At 29.2% G+C, this 18,642-nt stretch carries 11 protein-coding genes; 7 read left to right on the top strand and 4 right to left on the bottom strand.

Going from position 1 to position 18,642, the window contains the following annotated elements; genetic code table 11:
• The first annotated feature begins 60 nt into the window (after positions 1 to 60).
• Positions 61 to 1,287 carry a hypothetical protein gene (locus ACFO3U_RS12540; protein WP_379742969.1) on the top strand — a complete coding sequence of 409 codons (1,227 nt, stop codon included), beginning with the start codon at positions 61 to 63 and terminating at the stop codon, positions 1,285 to 1,287.
• Between the two features lie 58 nt (positions 1,288 to 1,345).
• Here the strand turns inward: ACFO3U_RS12540 and ACFO3U_RS12535 are convergent, their stop codons facing one another.
• Positions 1,346 to 2,464, bottom strand: a complete 1,119-nt coding sequence (locus ACFO3U_RS12535; protein WP_379742966.1) for a GTP cyclohydrolase — start codon at positions 2,462 to 2,464, stop codon at positions 1,346 to 1,348.
• Positions 2,465 to 2,479: 15 nt separating this feature from the next.
• On the bottom strand, positions 2,480 to 3,469 hold the full coding sequence (locus ACFO3U_RS12530; protein ID WP_379742963.1) for a transporter: 990 nt from the start codon (positions 3,467 to 3,469) through the stop codon (positions 2,480 to 2,482).
• Positions 3,470 to 3,581: 112 nt separating this feature from the next.
• Between ACFO3U_RS12530 and ACFO3U_RS12525 the strand changes: the two genes are divergently transcribed.
• The 4 genes from ACFO3U_RS12525 (at position 3,582) to ACFO3U_RS12510 (ending at position 9,293) form a co-directional block, all read left to right on the top strand.
• Positions 3,582 to 3,845: a DUF4834 domain-containing protein gene (locus tag ACFO3U_RS12525; protein ID WP_379742960.1), complete on the top strand. Its 264-nt coding sequence runs from the start codon at positions 3,582 to 3,584 to the stop codon at positions 3,843 to 3,845.
• Between the two features lie 85 nt (positions 3,846 to 3,930).
• Positions 3,931 to 6,363 (top strand): YfhO family protein, encoded by a 2,433-nt coding sequence (locus tag ACFO3U_RS12520; protein WP_379742957.1) that lies wholly within the window; start codon positions 3,931 to 3,933, stop codon positions 6,361 to 6,363.
• Positions 6,364 to 6,588: 225 nt separating this feature from the next.
• Positions 6,589 to 7,821, top strand: coding sequence for a glycosyltransferase family 4 protein (locus ACFO3U_RS12515; protein WP_379742954.1), 1,233 nt, complete (start codon positions 6,589 to 6,591; stop codon positions 7,819 to 7,821).
• 8 nt (positions 7,822 to 7,829) lie between these two features.
• Positions 7,830 to 9,293, top strand: coding sequence for an oligosaccharide flippase family protein (locus ACFO3U_RS12510; protein ID WP_379742949.1), 1,464 nt, complete (start codon positions 7,830 to 7,832; stop codon positions 9,291 to 9,293).
• A gap of 141 nt (positions 9,294 to 9,434) precedes the next feature.
• Here the strand turns inward: ACFO3U_RS12510 and ACFO3U_RS12505 are convergent, their stop codons facing one another.
• Both ACFO3U_RS12505 and uvrA read right to left on the bottom strand, forming a co-directional pair.
• Positions 9,435 to 10,130: a hypothetical protein gene (locus tag ACFO3U_RS12505; protein ID WP_379742946.1), complete on the bottom strand. Its 696-nt coding sequence runs from the start codon at positions 10,128 to 10,130 to the stop codon at positions 9,435 to 9,437.
• 597 nt (positions 10,131 to 10,727) lie between these two features.
• Complete coding sequence (uvrA, locus tag ACFO3U_RS12500; RefSeq protein WP_379742943.1) at positions 10,728 to 13,520, bottom strand: excinuclease ABC subunit UvrA; 2,793 nt, start codon at positions 13,518 to 13,520, stop codon at positions 10,728 to 10,730.
• A gap of 419 nt (positions 13,521 to 13,939) precedes the next feature.
• On the opposite strand from uvrA, the gene ACFO3U_RS12495 reads away from it, so the two are divergent.
• Both ACFO3U_RS12495 and ACFO3U_RS12490 read left to right on the top strand, forming a co-directional pair.
• On the top strand, positions 13,940 to 15,499 hold the full coding sequence (locus ACFO3U_RS12495) for a T9SS type A sorting domain-containing protein (protein ID WP_379742940.1): 1,560 nt from the start codon (positions 13,940 to 13,942) through the stop codon (positions 15,497 to 15,499).
• A gap of 194 nt (positions 15,500 to 15,693) precedes the next feature.
• Positions 15,694 to 18,507 (top strand): triple tyrosine motif-containing protein, encoded by a 2,814-nt coding sequence (locus ACFO3U_RS12490; protein ID WP_379742937.1) that lies wholly within the window; start codon positions 15,694 to 15,696, stop codon positions 18,505 to 18,507.
• The last annotated feature ends 135 nt before the right edge of the window (positions 18,508 to 18,642 follow it).

Raw genomic sequence — 18,642 nt, 5'->3', positions numbered from 1 at the left:
TATCTTTATACCATAGACACTAATTTAAATAAGAGTCCCACTAATTTAAATATAGTAGTTATGATTAAAAAAATTAACTTTTTTTGTTTTTCTTTTATTTTTGTTTTTACATTAATTGGAAATGCACAAGTAGGAATTGGAACAACAAATCCAAAAGCAACTTTAGACATTACGTCAACCAATGATGGTCTTCTAATCCCTCGAGTAGCTTTGACTATTACAACATCTGCAACACCTTTAGTAGCTCCTGAAGTTTCAGAAATGGTTTATAACACTGCTACAGTAGCCGATGTAACTCCAGGATATTATTACTGGGATAGTGCTAAATGGGTTAGATTAGCTGTTGGACAAAACTGGTCCACAACAGGAAATGCAGGTACAACTGCAAGTACAAATTTTATAGGTACAATAGATTCACAAGACTTAAGAATAAAAACAAATGCAACCAATCGTTGGAATATTTCAAATGCTAATAATGGACAATTACAATCCTACTCTTTAGGTTCAGCTTTATTACCAACTTTTTCATACCAAGGTGATCAAAATACAGGTATTTTTAGTCCAAGTGCAGATGCGATTGGTGTTTCAACCAATGGTGCAGAAAAATTAAGAATTAATAGTAATGGGAACCTTGTTATTGGTTCTACGATGGGTGCTGGTTCTGCAAAATTACATGTTACTGGAGCAGGTAATACAGTACGTATTGAGAACTTAAACAGTACAAATAATGCTGCAAACAATAACACAGGTTTAGATTTATCAGTCGTTTATGCTGATACTAATGGAGATTTAGTATTAGGAGGTACTTCTACAAAATCACTTATAAATGCATCAGGAGCTACTGCAATACCTCAAACAGTCATATCTTCTAATGCCTCTGGTAGTATTGCACAAAGCGTTCTCTACACTGGATCAATAACATTAACTCGTAAAGCTATGGTAAGTATTAATTATCAAACATCGGTTCTTTTGACAACTAATAACGGAAGTAGAATTGATGATGGAAGACCTAGATTATATGGTGGCTTGGCTCAAGTAAATGGTACGGGTTCCTATGGATATTATGCAGGTAGCTATACTAATACTTTAACTACAGGAACTGTTTACAATGGTTATTATAGTGTAAATGGAACTGCTTATGTAGAATTAGTAGCAGGAACACATACAATAACAATTATTGGTTTTGTTGCTGGAGGAATTGATAATGTAGGACTTGATGATGATGGAGTAAGAGGTACATTTGGAGGACAAAGTTTTGAAGGGGTTCAAGTTATTGCAACTTATTAAATAAACAATATTATTCAACTAAACAAAAAGGCAGAATTTTTAATTCTGCCTTTTTGTTTTATAATTTGATTGAATAAGTCCTTCTACGTTTAGTAATTCTGCTGTTAAAATGCTTCCATAAATTATGAATGGCATGGTTTTCTTCTAATTCTGGAGTTCTTACGCAAGTTTCAATTCCTTTAGCTTGACAAACTTTGTAATATTCATCAAAAATAATAGCTGTAACACCTTTACTTTGGTATTCAGGTAAAACTCCTATTAAATAGAAAACAACTTCTTTTGAATGTTTTTTAGCTTTCAATAAGTGGTAAAATCCAAAAGGAAATAATTTTCCGTTAGCTTTTTTTAAGGCTTCACTAAAACCAGGCATAACGATAGCAAAAGCAACCATTTTATCCTCTTTATCTACAATGAATTTAATAAATTCAGGATTGATAAAACTGATGTACTTCTTTTTAAAATATTCTTTTTGAATGTCATTTATGGCTACAAATGATTGCAGTTTAGCATAAGTTTCATTAAACAAATCAAACATTTTGTCCACATAAGGCATAATGTCTTTTGTCTTTGTGAAATTCAAACATCTTAATTCGTATCGTTTTTTGATTAAAACACTTGCTTTTTGAAATGGTTCTGGATTTATGCCATGAAAAGAAAAATCACTTTCTATATATTCTTTTTCTTTGGTTAAACCTAATTTTTCAAAATGATCTTTATAATAAGGTAAACTATACCAAGTAACCATATTTCCCATTTGATCAAAACCTTCTACTAAAACACCAACTTTATCTAAATTTGAAAAACCAATAGGACCTTCAGCAGTTTCTAAATTGTGTTTATTTCCTAGTTCATATACTTTTTCAAGTAAGGCTTTTGTAACTTCAATGTCGTCAATAACATCAAACCAGCCAAATCTAACTTTGCTTTTACCAAGTATTTTTACTTCATCCCAATTAATTATGGCAGCTAATTTTCCAACAATTTTATTGTCTTTATAAGCCAAATAAAAGTGAGCTTCTGCACTTTGAAAAGCGGGATTTTTGTCTTTGTCAAAAGTTTCTAGTTCTTCTGCAATAATTGGAGGAATCCAGTAAGGGTTATTTTTGTACAATTCGAAAGAAAACATCACGTAATCTTTCATTTCTTTTTTTGTCTTAGCTTCTTTTATTACAATCATTGTAGTTTGATGAAATTATTCTTCGTCTTTAGACTTTTTTAATTTCTTTTCTTTATTCTTATTTAATTTTGGTTCTTTTTTCTTAGCACTTTTATTGGCTTTATCCTTTTTTCTATCTTCTGGGGATTTTATCCTAACTTCTTGATAATTTTTATCAAAACGCCAAGAAAATCCAACTCCACCATACATTATAGATGGAGTATCTTTAATGTTTTTTGAAAAAGAAGCATCAACTTGCATAGTACTATTGATTAGATAAGCACCACCAGCTCTAAAAACACCGTCTCTGTAATAGTCACCATCATATGCTTGGGCTTCACCAAAAACAGACCATTTTTCATTGATTCCATGTGTCAATGTAATTATTCCATTTAAGGATTTAAAGTCAGATGTAATTTTATCATAGATAATATTAATAACTAAAACCCATCTTGTTCCTAAAGTGTTTTGTGTTATTAAAGCTACTTTAGGACTTACTTTTGGCTCAATTATATTTGTATTAAAATTATAAGGATTGTCAGAAAAATTAAGATTTGCTCCTGCAAAAACACCAACAGCAGGAATTAATTGCCTCCATTTAAACCCTTGATTAGCTTTCCAACTTCTAATATTTACTTTCTGTTCGTAATATTTATTAGGATCATAAACCAAATATTTTGCACCAATAACTGTAGTTCTCAAAGCACTTCTTTTGTATTCTTCAATTGGACTAGTGTAAGTGTCGTTTTGATACTGAACTTCAACAACAGCTTCCATTTCTTCTTTGATTACACCCCATCTTAAGGCAAAATCTACTCCAAATCCATTGGCATCATAACCAATTAAATCATGTTCTTCTTTTATTGCAAAAACTCCAGATTCTAATTGAATAACTGATTTACCAACAGAGAAAGCCATCATTGATTTACCAGGTCGGTTGGAGTTAATTACATCTGTATATTGAGCAGAAATTATTTCAGTGGAAAGTAGTGCTGTTAGCAGTAGTAATTTAAGAATGTTTTTCATAATTGGCTTAAATAAGTTTTTCAAAAGTAGTTATTTTATCATAAATTTAAGAAACAATTTAGGGGTTTTTACTACTTATAATTGTATTTTTGAATTTTAAAATTAGATTACAATGATAGAAGCATCATTTACAGGTTTATTAAGAACGCTAGCTTACATAGTTTTATTTTATTATTTGTTTAAATTCTTAATTCGAATTTTTGCACCGATACTTATGCAAAAAGCCATGAATAAAGTGCAACAAAAAATGGAAAACCAGTTTAAGCAACAGCAAAATTATAAAGAAACTACTTCTCAAAATAATAAACAATCAAAGGTTAATCCTCAAGAAAAGACGAAAGTAGGTGAGTATATTGACTATGAAGAAGTAGATTAATACGATTTAAACAATAACACAAAGGATATTTTAACGATATCCTTTTTTTATTTACTTTAGCATCATCAAAATTTTAATTAGTAGCATGAAAAATTTGCAAAAATATTCTTCTCATTTATTGGCTGTTCTTGGGTTTGTAATTGTAGCCGTTATTTATTTTTATCCTGTTTTAAAAGGAGAACAAATTTACCAACATGACATTGCAGAATATACTGGAATGGCAAAAGAGCAAAACGATTTTAGAAAAGAAACCAACCAAGAACCATATTGGACTAATAGTGCTTTTGGTGGAATGCCAACCTATCAATTAGGAGCTAAATACCCAAACGATTTTATTGGTCACTTTGATGATGTTTTGCGTTTTTTACCTAGACCAGCAGATTATTTATTCTTATACTTTTTAGGGTTTTATATTTTATTATTGGTTTTAAAAATAGATCCACTAAAAGCGTTTTTTGGGGCTTTAGCTTTCGGATTTTCGACTTATATGATAATTATTATCGGAGCCGGACACAATGCAAAAGCTCATGCTATAGCTTATATGCCAATGGTTTTAGCTGGAGTTTTATTGGTTTTTAAACGAAAATATATTGTTGGTGGATTGCTAACTATGGTTGCAGCAGCATTGGAAATTCAAGCGAACCACTTTCAAATGACTTATTATTTGTTGATTTTACTTTTAGTGGTTTCTATATATTATTTTATTCATTTCATAAAAGAAAAAGATTTTAAAGGTTTAGCCAAAGTAGTTGGAGTTTTTGCCTTTGCTGGAATTTTTGCAGTTGGAGCAAACGCAACTAGTCTATTAGCAACATCAGAATATGCAAAATTTTCAACCAGAAGTGATAGCGAACTGACTTATGAACCAGATGGTTCTAAAAAAGAAAGTTCGAATGCGATGAGTTACGAATACATTACAGATTATAGTTACGGAATTGCAGAAAGTTTAAACTTAATTGCTCCAAGGCTTTTTGGTGGTGCGAGTTATGAAGATTTAGGAAAAGATTCAGAAATGTTTCAATATGTAATTTCACAAGGAGCAAGTGAGAATGAAGCTACTATGATTACAAAACAATTGCGAACTTATTGGGGCAATCAACCAGGAGTTTCCGGACCAGCTTATGTAGGAATTATCGTTTTCTTTTTGGCAGTTTTAGCCTTTTTTGTTGAAAAACGAAAAGTAAAATATGCATTATTAGCTGGAATTTTAATTTCTTTATTTCTTTCTTGGGGAAAAAATTTAGCTTTTTTAACGGACTTCTTTATTGACTATGTACCATTATACAATAAATTTAGAGCTGTTTCGTCAATCCAAGTTTTATTGGAATTATGTATGCCAGTTTTAGCTATTTTAGGATTATATTCATTCTATAAAGCTGATGATGCCCAAAAATGGAATGGTTTATGGAAATCAGGAGCAATTGTTGGTGGAATTTTAATTTCATTATTAATGTTCAAAGGAATGTTCAATTTCTCTGGACCAGCTGACAGTTATTATGCAGAAGCTTATGGCTATGATTTTATGAGTGTTCTAAAAGAAGATAGAGCAGCAATGTATTCTTCTGATGTGTTTCGTTCTTTAGGCTTTTTGGCAGTAGTTTTTGTTGTAATGTATGGTTCAATTAAAAATAAAATCTCACAAAAGAATGCAGTTATTTTAGTGGGATTAGTAATGATTTTTGATTTGTTTTTAGTGGATAAAAAATACGTAAACGATGAAAACTTCAAATCAAAAAGAGAAATTGATATACCTTATCAAATGACTGAAGCTGATCAAAACATCTTACAAGACACGACACATTTTAGAGTTTTTGAAGTGGCAGGGAATATGAGCAGTGCTAGAAGTTCTTACTTCCATAAGTCACTTGGTGGTTACAGTGCTGTGAAACCTAAGAGAATGCAAGAATTGTTTGATTACCAAATTGCAAAAAACAATTTACAAGTTTATAATATGTTGAATACGAAATATATTATAAAAGCCAACGAGCAAGGAGAAGACGTAGCTTTATTAAACCCTGATGTGAATGGGAATGCTTGGTTTGTTGAAAAAATAAAAGTAGTAAATTCAGCTGATGAAGAAATGAAAGCTTTGGATAGTTTGAGAACAAAAGATGTAGCTGTCATTAATCCAAATGCTTTAAAAACAAAAGGAAAAGTTTTTGGAGATTTCAAAAGAGATTCCTTGGCAAAAATAGATTTAATTGAGTACAAACCAAATCATTTAAAATATAAATCAACTAATTCAAACAAAGGATTTGCAGTGTTTTCAGAAATGTATTATGCAAACGGTTGGAATGCCAATATAGATGGAAAAGAAGCTCCAATTTATAGAGTAAATTATGCTTTAAGAGGATTAGAAGTTCCTGCTGGAAATCATACTATAGAATTTAAATTTGAACCACAAGTTGTTAAAACAGGAAGTACGATTGTATTAATTAGTACAATTGGTATGTTGTTGTTATTGATTGTTGGGATTTATTTTGAGAATAAAGAAGAAAGAGAAAAGAAGAAAGAGTAAACACAATCTTGTCATGCTGAATTTATTTCAGCATCTCAAAAATAATTTAGAAGCTGAATGAAATTCAGCTTGACAAAGAATAAAGATTAACGATTTTTGATTTAAGATTAAATTACAAACCCTTTTAACCTCATAACCTTTTAAACTTTTAACCAAAACAACCTGAAACAAAAAAAACAAATACTAATCATCACTTATTATTGGCCTCCAGCTGGTGGACCAGGAGTGCAACGTTGGTTAAAGTTTGTAAAATATTTACCTGATTTTGGTATCGAACCCATAGTTTATATTCCAGAAAATCCGACTTATCCTTTGTTGGACGAGAATTTGATTAAAGAAGTTTCAGAGAAAGCAACCATTATAAAACAGCGCATTTTTGAACCTTATGGTTTGGCTTCATTTTTGTCGAAAAACAAAACTAAGAAAATCAGTTCAGGAATTATTCCCAATAAGAAAAAACAATCTTTTATTGAAAGAACGTTACTTTGGATAAGAGGAAATATGTTCATTCCTGATGCAAGAATCTTTTGGGTAAAACCTTCTGTGAAATTCCTTAAAAAATATATTCAAGAAAACAATATTGAAACCATTATTACAACTGGTCCACCACATAGTGTGCATTTGATTGGATTAGGTCTGAAAAAACAAAATAACATCCAATGGATTGCCGATTTTCGTGATCCTTGGACAACTATAGGCTATCATAAAGCTTTGAAATTATCAAAAAATTCAGCTAAAAAACATAAAGATTTAGAAAAAGAAGTCATGAATAGTTGTGACCAATTAATAGTGACTTCACCAACTACAAAAGCCGAATTTGAACAAATTACTTCAAAACCAATTGAAGTCATTACCAACGGTTATGATGTTGAGAATGTTTCCAAAAAGCCAATGGATTCAAAATTCACTTTAGCACATATTGGTTCGTTTTTATCGGAAAGAAATCCAAGAATTTTATGGAAGTCTATATCCGAATTAGTCCAAGAAAATGAAGAATTTGCCAACGATTTTCAATTGAAATTAATTGGAGCAGTGAGCAAAGAAGTTCTAGAAACCATAAATGAGTTTAGATTAGAAAATTATGTAAATCATTTAGGCTATGTTTCTCATAATGAAGCTTTACAAGAGCAAAGAAGTTCACAAGTTCTATTGTTAATTGAAATTGATTCAGAAGCTACAAATTGCATCATTCCTGGAAAATTATTTGAATATATGGTTTCCGATAGACCAATTTTAGCTATTGGACCAGAACATGCAGATTTCAAAAATATTATCAAAGAAACCAATACAGGAACATTCTTTACATACGAAGATAAAGAAGCTTTAAAATCACAAATTGAAAGGTATTATAATCAATTCAAGCAAAATACGTTACAAGTTAATGCTGTAGGCTTGCAGAAATACAGCAGAAAAAAACTAACCGAGCATTTAACCAAACTCATAACTCATAACTCATAACTTATTTCATGGGAATTGTCCTGAATCAATCTTTAAAAAACACCGTAATCACTTACATTGGTTTTGCCATTGGAGCGATAAATACGTTGTATATGTACGTTCAGTTTTTGGGTGATACTTATTATGGTTTGGTAGGTTATGTCTTGTCAGCAGCCAATATTATGATGCCTTTGATGGCTTTTGGAGTGCATAATACATTGGTGAAATATTTTAATGAATATAAGACTGAAGAAGAAAAATCATCTTTTTTAACCTTTGTTTTGTTACTTCCATTGTTGTTGATTGTTCCGTTTTCGTTGGTTGGATATTTTGGCTATCATCAAATTGCGACTTTATTATCAAAAGAAAATCCAATTGTATATGATTACATCTGGCAAATTCCTGTAATCGGACTTTGTATGGGTTATTTTGAAATATTTTATGCTTGGGTAAAAGTGCATTTGCAATCGGTTTTAGGGAATTTTATTAAAGAAGTTTTTCTTCGAATTTTAGTTAGTATTAGTCTTTTTGCCGTTTATTTTGATTGGATAACTCCAGTTGAGTTTGTATATTCTTTAATGGGAATTTACTTTTTTTCAATGTTATTGATGAAAATTTATGCTTATAAAGTTAGATTTCCTTCTTTTAAATTTAGACTTCCAACGAATTCAAAAGCGATAATTACTTATAGTTTATTCATTATTCTGACTGGTGGAATTGCCAATTTGTTTTTAGAAATCGACAAATTCATGTTGAATAACTATGTTAAGATTGAAAACATTGCTTATTATTCTGTGGCGATTTTTATTGCTACAGTAATTGCTGTTCCAAGTCGAGCTATGCATCAAATTACGTATCCAATTACTGCTAAATTAATGAGTGAAAACAAACATGATGAGCTGAATGATTTGTATAAAAAGACTTCAATTACGTTACAAATTGTAGGTGGTTTGATATTTTTAGGGATTTTGGTAAACATCAATCAGTTGTATTTATTGTTGCCAAAAGAATATTCAGGTGGAATTTTTGTGGTATTTACTATAGGATTATCGAAATATTTCGATTTAATATTAGGAAATAATAATGCTATTATTTTCAATTCAAAATATTATAAAACAGTTTTGTTTTTAGGAGTTTTGTTAGTGACTTTAACTGTAATTTTAAATATGATTTTTATTCCGCTTTATGGATTAAAAGGAACAGCTTTTGCCACTTTACTTTCCATAACACTATATAGTTTATCCAAATTACTTTTTGTGGTAAAACGCATGAAGTTATTTCCTTTTACTTCAAAAACAATTACTGCTTTTGGAGTATTAATAGGTTGCTTTTTGTTGTTTTATTTTTGGGATTTTTCTTTTCACCCAATCATTAATATTGTTTTAAAATCTATTTTTGTTTCATTTATTTACTTGTTTTTAAGTTATAAATTGAAACTGTCTGATGATATAAATGTTGTTATGGAAAATGTTTTAAGAAAGATTGGATTTTAGTATTTGCCGTTAGATTCACAGTGTCAAAATTAATTAAAAATCTGCAAATCAGCGGTTAACTTTCATTAAATAACCCTAAATAAAAATCCTGCTAACATTTTTGTTAACAGGACTTTAAAAACTAACTAACTAACCAAACTATTATTTACTTTTTCTTTCTTTCTCTTCTCTTTTGATTTCCACAATATCTGAATCATCCATTTTTACTTTGCTACCATCTTTTCTGTAGTAGTAAAAATCTTCATCTGTATTTGAATCATATCCATAATTGTTTCCGTTTCCATAACCGTTTCCGTTAAAGCTGTATCCATTTCCATAGCTTGAACTGTTTACAAATCCAACTACGTCAACGATTTGACCTCTTCTGTTGTAGAAAATTTTCATTCCACCTACTTGTTTCAGAGCAAAACTGTTGTATTTCATGTAAACAGAGCCAATTCTTTTTACTCTTCCATAAGCATCATAGTTGATGAAAACATTTCCAACTCGTCTCACACGACCTTGATTATCATGTTCTACACGCACTCCTATTGCTGGTCCATAATAAGTATTTGAAACCGTTACAGTTCTAACACCAGGTGCACCAAATGTTCTGTTCATGTTTTCAGTACGATATCTTGTGCCTGAAGTTGTTGGTTGTGTATTAAAATCAAATTGACCATCTAAAAAGATATAGAATTCTATTCCTCTCTCTTTGAAAACAATTGGGTCAGCATCTCTATAATCTGTAATAAAGCGATAACCTTCTTCATTTGCACCAAACACATTTTTTTCTGATGCAATAGTTACATTACTTATGAGTAATAAACTTGCTACTAAAAGTGTAATTTTTCTCATGACTTCTAAAATTTAAGGTTAAACAATACAACAATTTTTAAATCTATTGTCGTTTGGTTAATTAAATCCAATAGCTATGCCAGAATACGTTAAGCAGTTGTCAATGAGTTGTTAATGAGTTTTAAGTGATTGTAAATTAGAAGTTTAAATTTGTTTTCTTAATTTTAAATGAAATATAATTAAAGAAATTAATAATACAATTAATCCAAAAAGAAAGAAAAATTTTAAAATTAGAATACTTAAATTATCACCACTTAATGATAGTGTATGAAAATCTACATACTCAATAAAAGGGATAATATAAGTTGATAAATAACTAATTACAGCTATTAAACCACTGTAAATTATATTTTTTAGTTTTTTTAATATTGCAATTCTGTAACAATATATCGATATCCAAATTGGAAAAACTACTATATTTAATAATGTCCATATAAAAATTATAATTTCATAATTCGACATGAACATAAAACTTGTTAAATAATTAACAACTGTTATGATAGTGGAAATTAGAATAATTAATGAATAATTTTCCTTTTTCATTAGTAGAATAAATTAATTAAATATCAAAAATTACTCAAAACTCTAAACAAAATTTTATAGTTTCTCCTTCAAATATTTCCCAGTAACAGAATTTTTATTCTTTACAATTTCTTCTGGAGTTCCAAAAGCCATTAGTTTTCCACCAAATTCTCCTCCTTCTGGACCAATATCAATAATGTAATCTGCACATTTGATTAAGTCCAAATTGTGTTCGATAACTATAATAGAATGTCCTTTTTCTAATAAAGCTTCAAAAGAGGCTAATAATTTTTTAATATCGTGAAAGTGTAAACCCGTTGTAGGTTCATCAAAAACGAATAAGGCTTTGTCTTTTATTGTTCCTTTTACTAAAAATGAAGCTAATTTAATACGTTGTGCTTCACCACCAGAAAGGGTAGAAGAAGATTGTCCTAATTGTACATAACCTAATCCAACATCTTGTAGAGGTTGTAATTTTTGTACAATTTTCTTTTGGTCATATTTTGTAAAGAAAGCTAAAGCATCGTCAATGGTCATAGTTAAAATGTCATCGATGTTTTTTTCTTCAAATTTTACTTCTAAAACTTCTTTTTTAAAGCGTTTTCCACCACAAGTTTCGCAAAGTAAATTTACATCAGCCATAAATTGCATTTCGATCGTAACAGTACCATCACCTTTACAAGTTTCGCATCTTCCACCATCAACATTGAACGAGAAATGTTTGGCTTGGTAATTTCGCAATTTTGAAACCGGTTGTTTTGAATATAAATCACGAATATCATCGTAAGCTTTGATATAAGTCACAGGATTGGAACGCGAACTTCTTCCAATTGGATTTTGATCCACATATTCAATATGTTTGATATGAGAATAACTTCCAGCCAATTCAGTAAACTGTCCAGCTTTTTCACTGATTCCTTCTAAACTCTTTTTAATAGCTGGAAATAATATCTTTTTTACCAAAGTACTTTTTCCACTTCCAGAAACTCCTGTTACAACTGTAAGACATTCTAAAGGAAAGGTAAAGTTTTGGTTTTGAAGATTATTTTCTCTAGCTCCAATTACATCCACATGATTTTTGAATTTTCTACGTTTTTTAGGAACTTCAATTTGTTCTTCACCATTTAAATATTTGGCTGTTAAGGAATCCGCTTTTAGAATTTCATCATAAGTACCTTGAGCCACTAAATAACCACCATTAGTACCTGCTTCTGGACCAATATCGATAATCATATCAGCTGCTTTCATGATATCTTCATCATGTTCCACAACAATTACTGTATTTCCTAAATCACGAAGATTTTTCAATACTTCAATCAACTGTTCGGTGTCTTTTGGATGCAATCCAATACTTGGTTCATCTAAAATATACATCGAACCTACTAAACTACTTCCTAATGAAGTCGCTAAATTGATACGTTGCGATTCTCCACCAGATAAACTTGCTGAATTTCGGTTTAAAGTCAAATAACTTAATCCTACTTTATGTAAAAATTCTAATCGACTATTGATTTCGATTAATAAACGTTTGGCAACAATCGCATCATATTCGTTTAAGGTCAATTCTTTGAAAAAAGTGATTAATTTCAAAATTGGTAAATCTACTAAATCTGAAATGGTTGCACCTGCAATTTTCACGTAAGTTGCTTCAACACGAAGTCGTTTTCCTTTACAAGTATAACACTTTGTTTTTCCACGATATCGTGAAAGCATCACACGGTTTTGAATTTTATAATTTTTTTCTTCTAATTCGGTAAAGAAATCATTTAAACCTGTAAAATATTTATTTCCTTCCCAAATTAGGTTTTTGTGTTCTTCCGAAAGTTCGAAATAAGGTTTGTGAATAGGGAAATCAAACTTATGTGAATTATTGACCAATTGATCACGATACCAACTCATACTTTCTCCTCTCCAAGGATAAATGGCGTTTTCATAAACTGAAAGAGCTGTATTTGGTACTACTAAATCATCATCAATTCCGATTACATTTCCATAACCTTCACAAGTTGGACAAGCTCCATATGGATTGTTGAAACTGAATAAATGAATATTAGGTTCCAAGAATGTCATTCCGTCAAGGTCAAAATTATTGCTAAATCCGACTCTTTTATTCGAATTAACTTCTTGTAAATAACAAGTACCTTTTCCTTCAAAAAAAGCGGTTTGAATGGCATCAGCCAAACGATTCATGAATTCCTCATCGTTTTGCTTGACAACAATTCTATCAATAATCAATAAAACTTCTTTTTTAGCGAAATTCATGCCTTCAATAGCATCCAAACGAATCATTTCGTTATCAACTAATATTCTTGCAAAACCTTGTTGTAAAAGAACTTTAAGTTTGTCTTCTATAGCTCTTCCTTCTTCTAAATGAATAGGAGCAATTAAAAGCCATTTGCTATCTTGTTCTAATTCTTGAACATATTTAACAACATCTGCTAAAGAATCTTTTTTAACTTCATTTCCAGAAATTGGAGAGAAGGTTTTACCAATTCGAGCAAATAGTAATTTTAGGTAATCGTATATTTCTGTTGAAGTTCCAACAGTAGAACGAGCATTTGTAGTATTTACTTTTTGTTCTATGGCAATCGCTGGAGCAATTCCTTTGATGTAATCTACTTTTGGTTTATCCAAACGACCTAAAAATTGACGTGCATAAGAAGATAAACTTTCAACATATCTTCGTTGTCCTTCAGCATAAAGTGTGTCAAAAGCTAAACTCGATTTTCCTGAACCAGACAAACCAGTAATTACAACTAATTTGTTTCTAGGAATAGCTACATCAATGTTTTTAAGATTGTGTAATTGTGCTCCTTTGATTAGGATGTTTTTTTTAGATTCTAGTTTGGAAAAATCGGTTTTAATCATAGCTTTTTGTAAAGAAATGCAAATTTACATAAATAAAAGCTTTATACATAAATAATTAAAGAAGGAAAATCATAAAGTTTCCTAAATTATAAAATAAAAATTGTTTTATTTAAACTTGAATTTGTAATTAAATCAAATTAAGTTTTTTCACAACTTTTAAGCGACGAAATTTTAAAGTTTAAATGGATTAACACCTATACATTACCTATACGAAACCGTTATAATTCTAATTTTAAACGGGTTGCAAATAAAAGTTATTGTGCTTCTAACATATTGTTTTTCTTTTGTTTATTGGATTTTATTATTGTTTTTTAATTTTTAATTTTTGTATAGTTTCTATATCTAGGATTATGGATATACTAATTATTTATAAGATATATTTGGAATAATAAAATTTTTAATTCAAAAAAATAAACATTATGAAAAAAATTACTTTTCTATTTGCGTTGTTTTGTATTTCTATAGGCTATTCTCAAATGCCCACGACAGCAGCTCCAACACCACCTGCAAGAAATGCAGCTGATGTAATTTCGATTTATGGTTCTGCTTACACTAATATAACTGGTGTGAATACAAATCCAGGTTGGGGGCAATCTACAGTCGTGACTGAAATTCAAGTTGCAGGTGATAATACACTTCAATATGCAAATTTCAATTATCAAGGTACTGATTGGGCTGGTACACCTCAAAACATTTCAGGTTTTGAATTCTTGCATGTTGATGTATGGACAAATGCTCAAGCACCAAATGTGTTCGCAATTAGTAGTGGTGCTGAAATTCCTCACGCTATTTCTAGCGTACCAGGTTCTTGGCAATCTCTTGATATTCCTGTTGCAGGTCTTACAGGCAACCCTAACAGCGTAATCCAATTCAAATTTGATGGAGGAACAGGAGGAACAATTTATTTAGATAATTTATATTTTTGGAAATCTCCTCTTCCAGCTGGTTCAGATGCAACTTTAAGTGATTTGAAAGTAGATGGTATTACTATTCCTGGTTTTTCACCAAGTGCAACTTCTTACACTTATGAGTTAGTAGTAGGAACAACTACTGTTCCTCAAATTACATTGGCAACCACAACTGATTCAGCAGCAAATGCTGTTATTAATCAAGCAACTTCAATACCAGGAAACGCTACAGTAGTTGTGACTTCTCAAAATGGAAATGTTAATGCTACTTATACCGTTTCTTTTGTAGCATCTTTACCTAATCCATCACCTACACCTTCGACACCTAATGCAGAGGTATTAAATATCTATAGTGATACAGGTAATTTTACAAATACTTGGGTTAAGGATTATGATTTTGGAGTATTTCAAAGTAAACCAGATTTAGACCCTACAGCAGGTGTTAATGAAGCAATAAAAATGAACTTTGCTACTGCAGGCTATGGTGAAGGAACAAATGGAGTTACTGATATTTCCACTTATAATTGGGTTCATTTTGATTATTTTGCAGATTCAAATTCAAGCGAAATTAGATTTATACTTATAAAAAATAATGGTGGAGCAGTTACTGAGCATTTTTATGAATTAACCACTGCAGGAAGTAATGGAACTTTAATTCAAAGTTCATGGCAAAGTGTAAATATTCCTTTATCTTTCTTTGAAGGAATTGGATTTAATAAAACTCAATTTTTCCAGTTTAAGTTAGGAACATCTTCAGATTTAGTTTCAGATATTGTGTATTTTGACAATATTTATTTTTCTGTAAATCAAGCTACGGTTTTAAAAAACAATAATTTTGAAGCAACTACTTTTACTGCTTATCCAAATCCAGCTCAAGATCAATGGAATATAAATGCTACTCAAAACATTAATTCAATTCTTTTATTTGATGTAACAGGTAAGCAAATATTATCTTTAAAACCAAACAATTCTTCAGCTACTATCAATGCATCTGATTTATCAAGCGGTATTTACTTTGCAAATATTTCTACTGAAAATGGTACAAAAGTTATTAAATTAATTAAAAATTAATTTTCATAATTTGAATAAATAAAAAGAACTGTCTGAAAAGACAGTTCTTTTTTATTTTAATAATAAATAGTACTTAAAAATAAAAAGGTTTAAAGAAAAATGATAATTAAACACTTGTTAAAAACATCTTTTTTTAATCAATTTATTCAAATATAAATATTTATTATATATATTTATTATATATTTAAGAAATCATGCAGATTAATAATTTTTATAAAAAATTCTCAATTTTATTTATCTTATTTTCATACTCTTTTTTTGGTCAAGAATTACCTCCAATTACAAAATATACGCAAAGTACTTATCAAGCAGGAATACAAAACTGGATGATATCTCAAGATGAAAATCATTTTATGTTCTTTGCTAATAATGAAGGATTGCTCGAATTCAATGGATCGAATTGGACATTATATCCTTCACCTAATGAAACAATTATTCGTTCTGTAAAATGTATAGATGATAAAATTTATACAGGTTCATATATGGAATTTGGTTATTGGGTGAGACAAAAAAATGGGCAATTGAAGTATTTTTCTTTAAGTAAAAATATAAAAAGCAAACTTGTTGATGATGAACAATTTTGGGGGATATTAAATTATGATAATTGGGTATTATTTCAATCATTGCAAAAAATTTATGCTTACAACACTAAAACAAAAAGCTTTTCTATAATTGATCCAAAATCTGCCATTAGTAAAGCATTTAAAACTACAAAAGGAATCTTTTTTCAAACAACAAATGGTTTATTTGAAATCGAAAAAGGTAAAAGCAAACTTTTTTTAAATGATTCCATCGTTAAAGCTAACAAAATTATAAACCTAATAGACTCAAATGATGGGCTGTTGTTAATTACTCAAAAACAAGGTATTTACTCTTATTTAAATGGTGAATTAAAAAAATATATTACAAAGGTTGATAATGAATTAAAGCAAAGTAGTATTTATAATTCTGAAGTTCTACAAGATGGTAGTTTTACTTTAGGAACAATATCTAATGGAATATTTATTTTAAATAGTGTTGGTGAATTAAGATATAAAATTACTCAAAATGATGGATTGAGTAATAATACTGTATTATCACTATTTGAAGATGCAGACAAGAACTTGTGGATTGGTTTAGATAACGGAATTAATTGTATTAATTTACAATCACCTATAAAAAGTTATACAGATAATACGGGTTTAATAGGAACTGTTTATACATCAGCAGTATATAACGACAAACTTTATATAGGAACAAATCAAGGGCTTTTTTACAAAGCTATTGATTCAAATTCTGGTTTTACATTTATTCAAGGAACAAAAGGTCAAGTATGGTCCTTATTTTTGCACAATGAGACTCTCTTTTGCGGACATGATTCTGGTACTTTTATTATCAAAGATAATACTGCTTCAATGATTTACAATGAAACAGGAACATGGAAGTTTGAACCTCTACTTAATAATAAAAATATTATTCTTCAAGGGAATTACTTAGGAATTTCAATTCTAGAATTTGTAAACGATAAATGGATTTTTAAAAATAAAATAAAAGGATTTGATTATTCTTCTAGATATTTTGAAATTTTGAATAATGAAATATATGTAAGTCATGAATATAAAGGAATTTATAGATTTCAGGTCAATAAAGAATTAACTTCTGCTTCAAATTTATATGAATATAAAAAACCTCTTAAAGGTAAAAATGCCAGTTTAATTAAATATAATTCTCAAATTTATTATGCCTCAAGACAAGGAGTTTTTAAATTAAATAAAAAAATAAAACAATTTGAAAAAGATACTTTACTAAGTGCTGTTTTTGAAAAAGATGAATACGTAACGGGTAAAATGGTTGTAGATAAATCAAATAACTTATGGTTTTTTACAAAAAATTACATTCATTATTTTTCTTCAAGTAAAATGACTCAAGATTTAAAGAAAAATAGTTTACCTATTCCTGCTTCATTAACAAATTCGATGCCTGGTTATGAAAATATTAACCAAATTAGTGATGAAACATTCTTAATCGGAACCACAGATGGATATTATATTCTTAAAAATAAAGAAGTAAAATTTAATAATTATAAAGTTTCAATTACTGGAGTTTCTAGTAATATTTTGAATAAAAAAGCTGTTAGTTCTTCAATTATAGATGAAGGTATTTATAATTACAACAATAACAATTTAGTTTTTAATTTTACAGTTCCTGAATATGATAAATATATTAATGCTGAATATCAATATAAATTAGAAGGTATTCAAAATGAATGGAGTGAATGGAGTTCTAAAACGAATGCTGTTTTTAAAAACTTATCTTCTGGAGATTATGTTTTTAGTGTGCGTGCAAAAGTAACCAATTCAATTACAAAAAATATAGCAACCTATTCTTTTACAATCAAGAAAGCATGGTATTTAAATAATTTTGCCATGATTTTTTATATACTTCTCTTTTTATTATTGGCATACTACATCAATAAATTCTATAATAATTTTCATGAAAAGAAACACGAAAAAATTATTGCAGAAAACAATCTTTTACTAGAGTTAAAAGAATTAGAAAGTTCACAAGAAATAATGAAGATTAAGAATGAACAATTAAGTTTAGCTGTTGATAAGAAAAATAAAGAATTAGCTGTTTCAACGATGAACCTTATCAAGAAAACAGAACTTTTAAATATAATCAAAGAAGATTTAAAAAGTTCTACTGAAGATACTTCTAATAGAAGCATAAAATCCATAATTTCTACTATAACTAGAAATGTAAAAGAAGAAGATACTTGGAATGTTTTCAAAGAAGCTTTTGATAATGCCGACAAGGATTTTATCAAGAAAGTAAAAGAACTTCATCCAAGTTTAACACCAAATGATTTGAGACTTTGTGCTTACCTAAGATTAAATTTATCTTCTAAAGAAATTGCTCCATTAATTAATATTTCGGTTAGAAGTGTAGAAATTAAACGATATCGTTTGCGTAAAAAAATGGATTTACCTCATGAACAAGGTTTAGTTGAGTATATTTTATCAATTTAAACTATACATTTTTTACTTTTTTACCTATACAAAAGTACAACATTGCAATATTTAAAACCTTTATTACTTTTTTGATTTATAAATTAAGGGTATCATAAAATATTGTTAATAGTGGGTTTTTTATGTATTAATGAC

Source organism: Flavobacterium ponti, assembly GCF_042652765.1.
Classification (GTDB): Bacteria; Bacteroidota; Bacteroidia; order Flavobacteriales; family Flavobacteriaceae; genus Flavobacterium; species Flavobacterium ponti.
Note: the sequence above shows the minus strand (reverse complement) of the source record. Positions and strands in the feature narration are given on the sequence as shown.

Bases quoted from the DNA above. Each gene is read 5' to 3' on its own strand.
- ACFO3U_RS12525 (WP_379742960.1), top strand. From the start codon at position 3,582: ATGATAGAAGCATCATTTACAGGTTTATTAAGAACGCTAGCTTACATA.
- ACFO3U_RS12540 (WP_379742969.1), top strand. From the start codon at position 61: ATGATTAAAAAAATTAACTTTTTTTGTTTTTCTTTTATTTTTGTTTTT.
- ACFO3U_RS12535 (WP_379742966.1), bottom strand. From the start codon at position 2,464: ATGATTGTAATAAAAGAAGCTAAGACAAAAAAAGAAATGAAAGATTAC.
- ACFO3U_RS12510 (WP_379742949.1), top strand. From the start codon at position 7,830: ATGGGAATTGTCCTGAATCAATCTTTAAAAAACACCGTAATCACTTAC.
- ACFO3U_RS12495 (WP_379742940.1), top strand. From the start codon at position 13,940: ATGAAAAAAATTACTTTTCTATTTGCGTTGTTTTGTATTTCTATAGGC.
- ACFO3U_RS12520 (WP_379742957.1), top strand. From the start codon at position 3,931: ATGAAAAATTTGCAAAAATATTCTTCTCATTTATTGGCTGTTCTTGGG.
- ACFO3U_RS12530 (WP_379742963.1), bottom strand. From the start codon at position 3,469: ATGAAAAACATTCTTAAATTACTACTGCTAACAGCACTACTTTCCACT.
- ACFO3U_RS12505 (WP_379742946.1), bottom strand. From the start codon at position 10,130: ATGAGAAAAATTACACTTTTAGTAGCAAGTTTATTACTCATAAGTAAT.
- ACFO3U_RS12490 (WP_379742937.1), top strand. From the start codon at position 15,694: ATGCAGATTAATAATTTTTATAAAAAATTCTCAATTTTATTTATCTTA.
- uvrA (WP_379742943.1), bottom strand. From the start codon at position 13,520: ATGATTAAAACCGATTTTTCCAAACTAGAATCTAAAAAAAACATCCTA.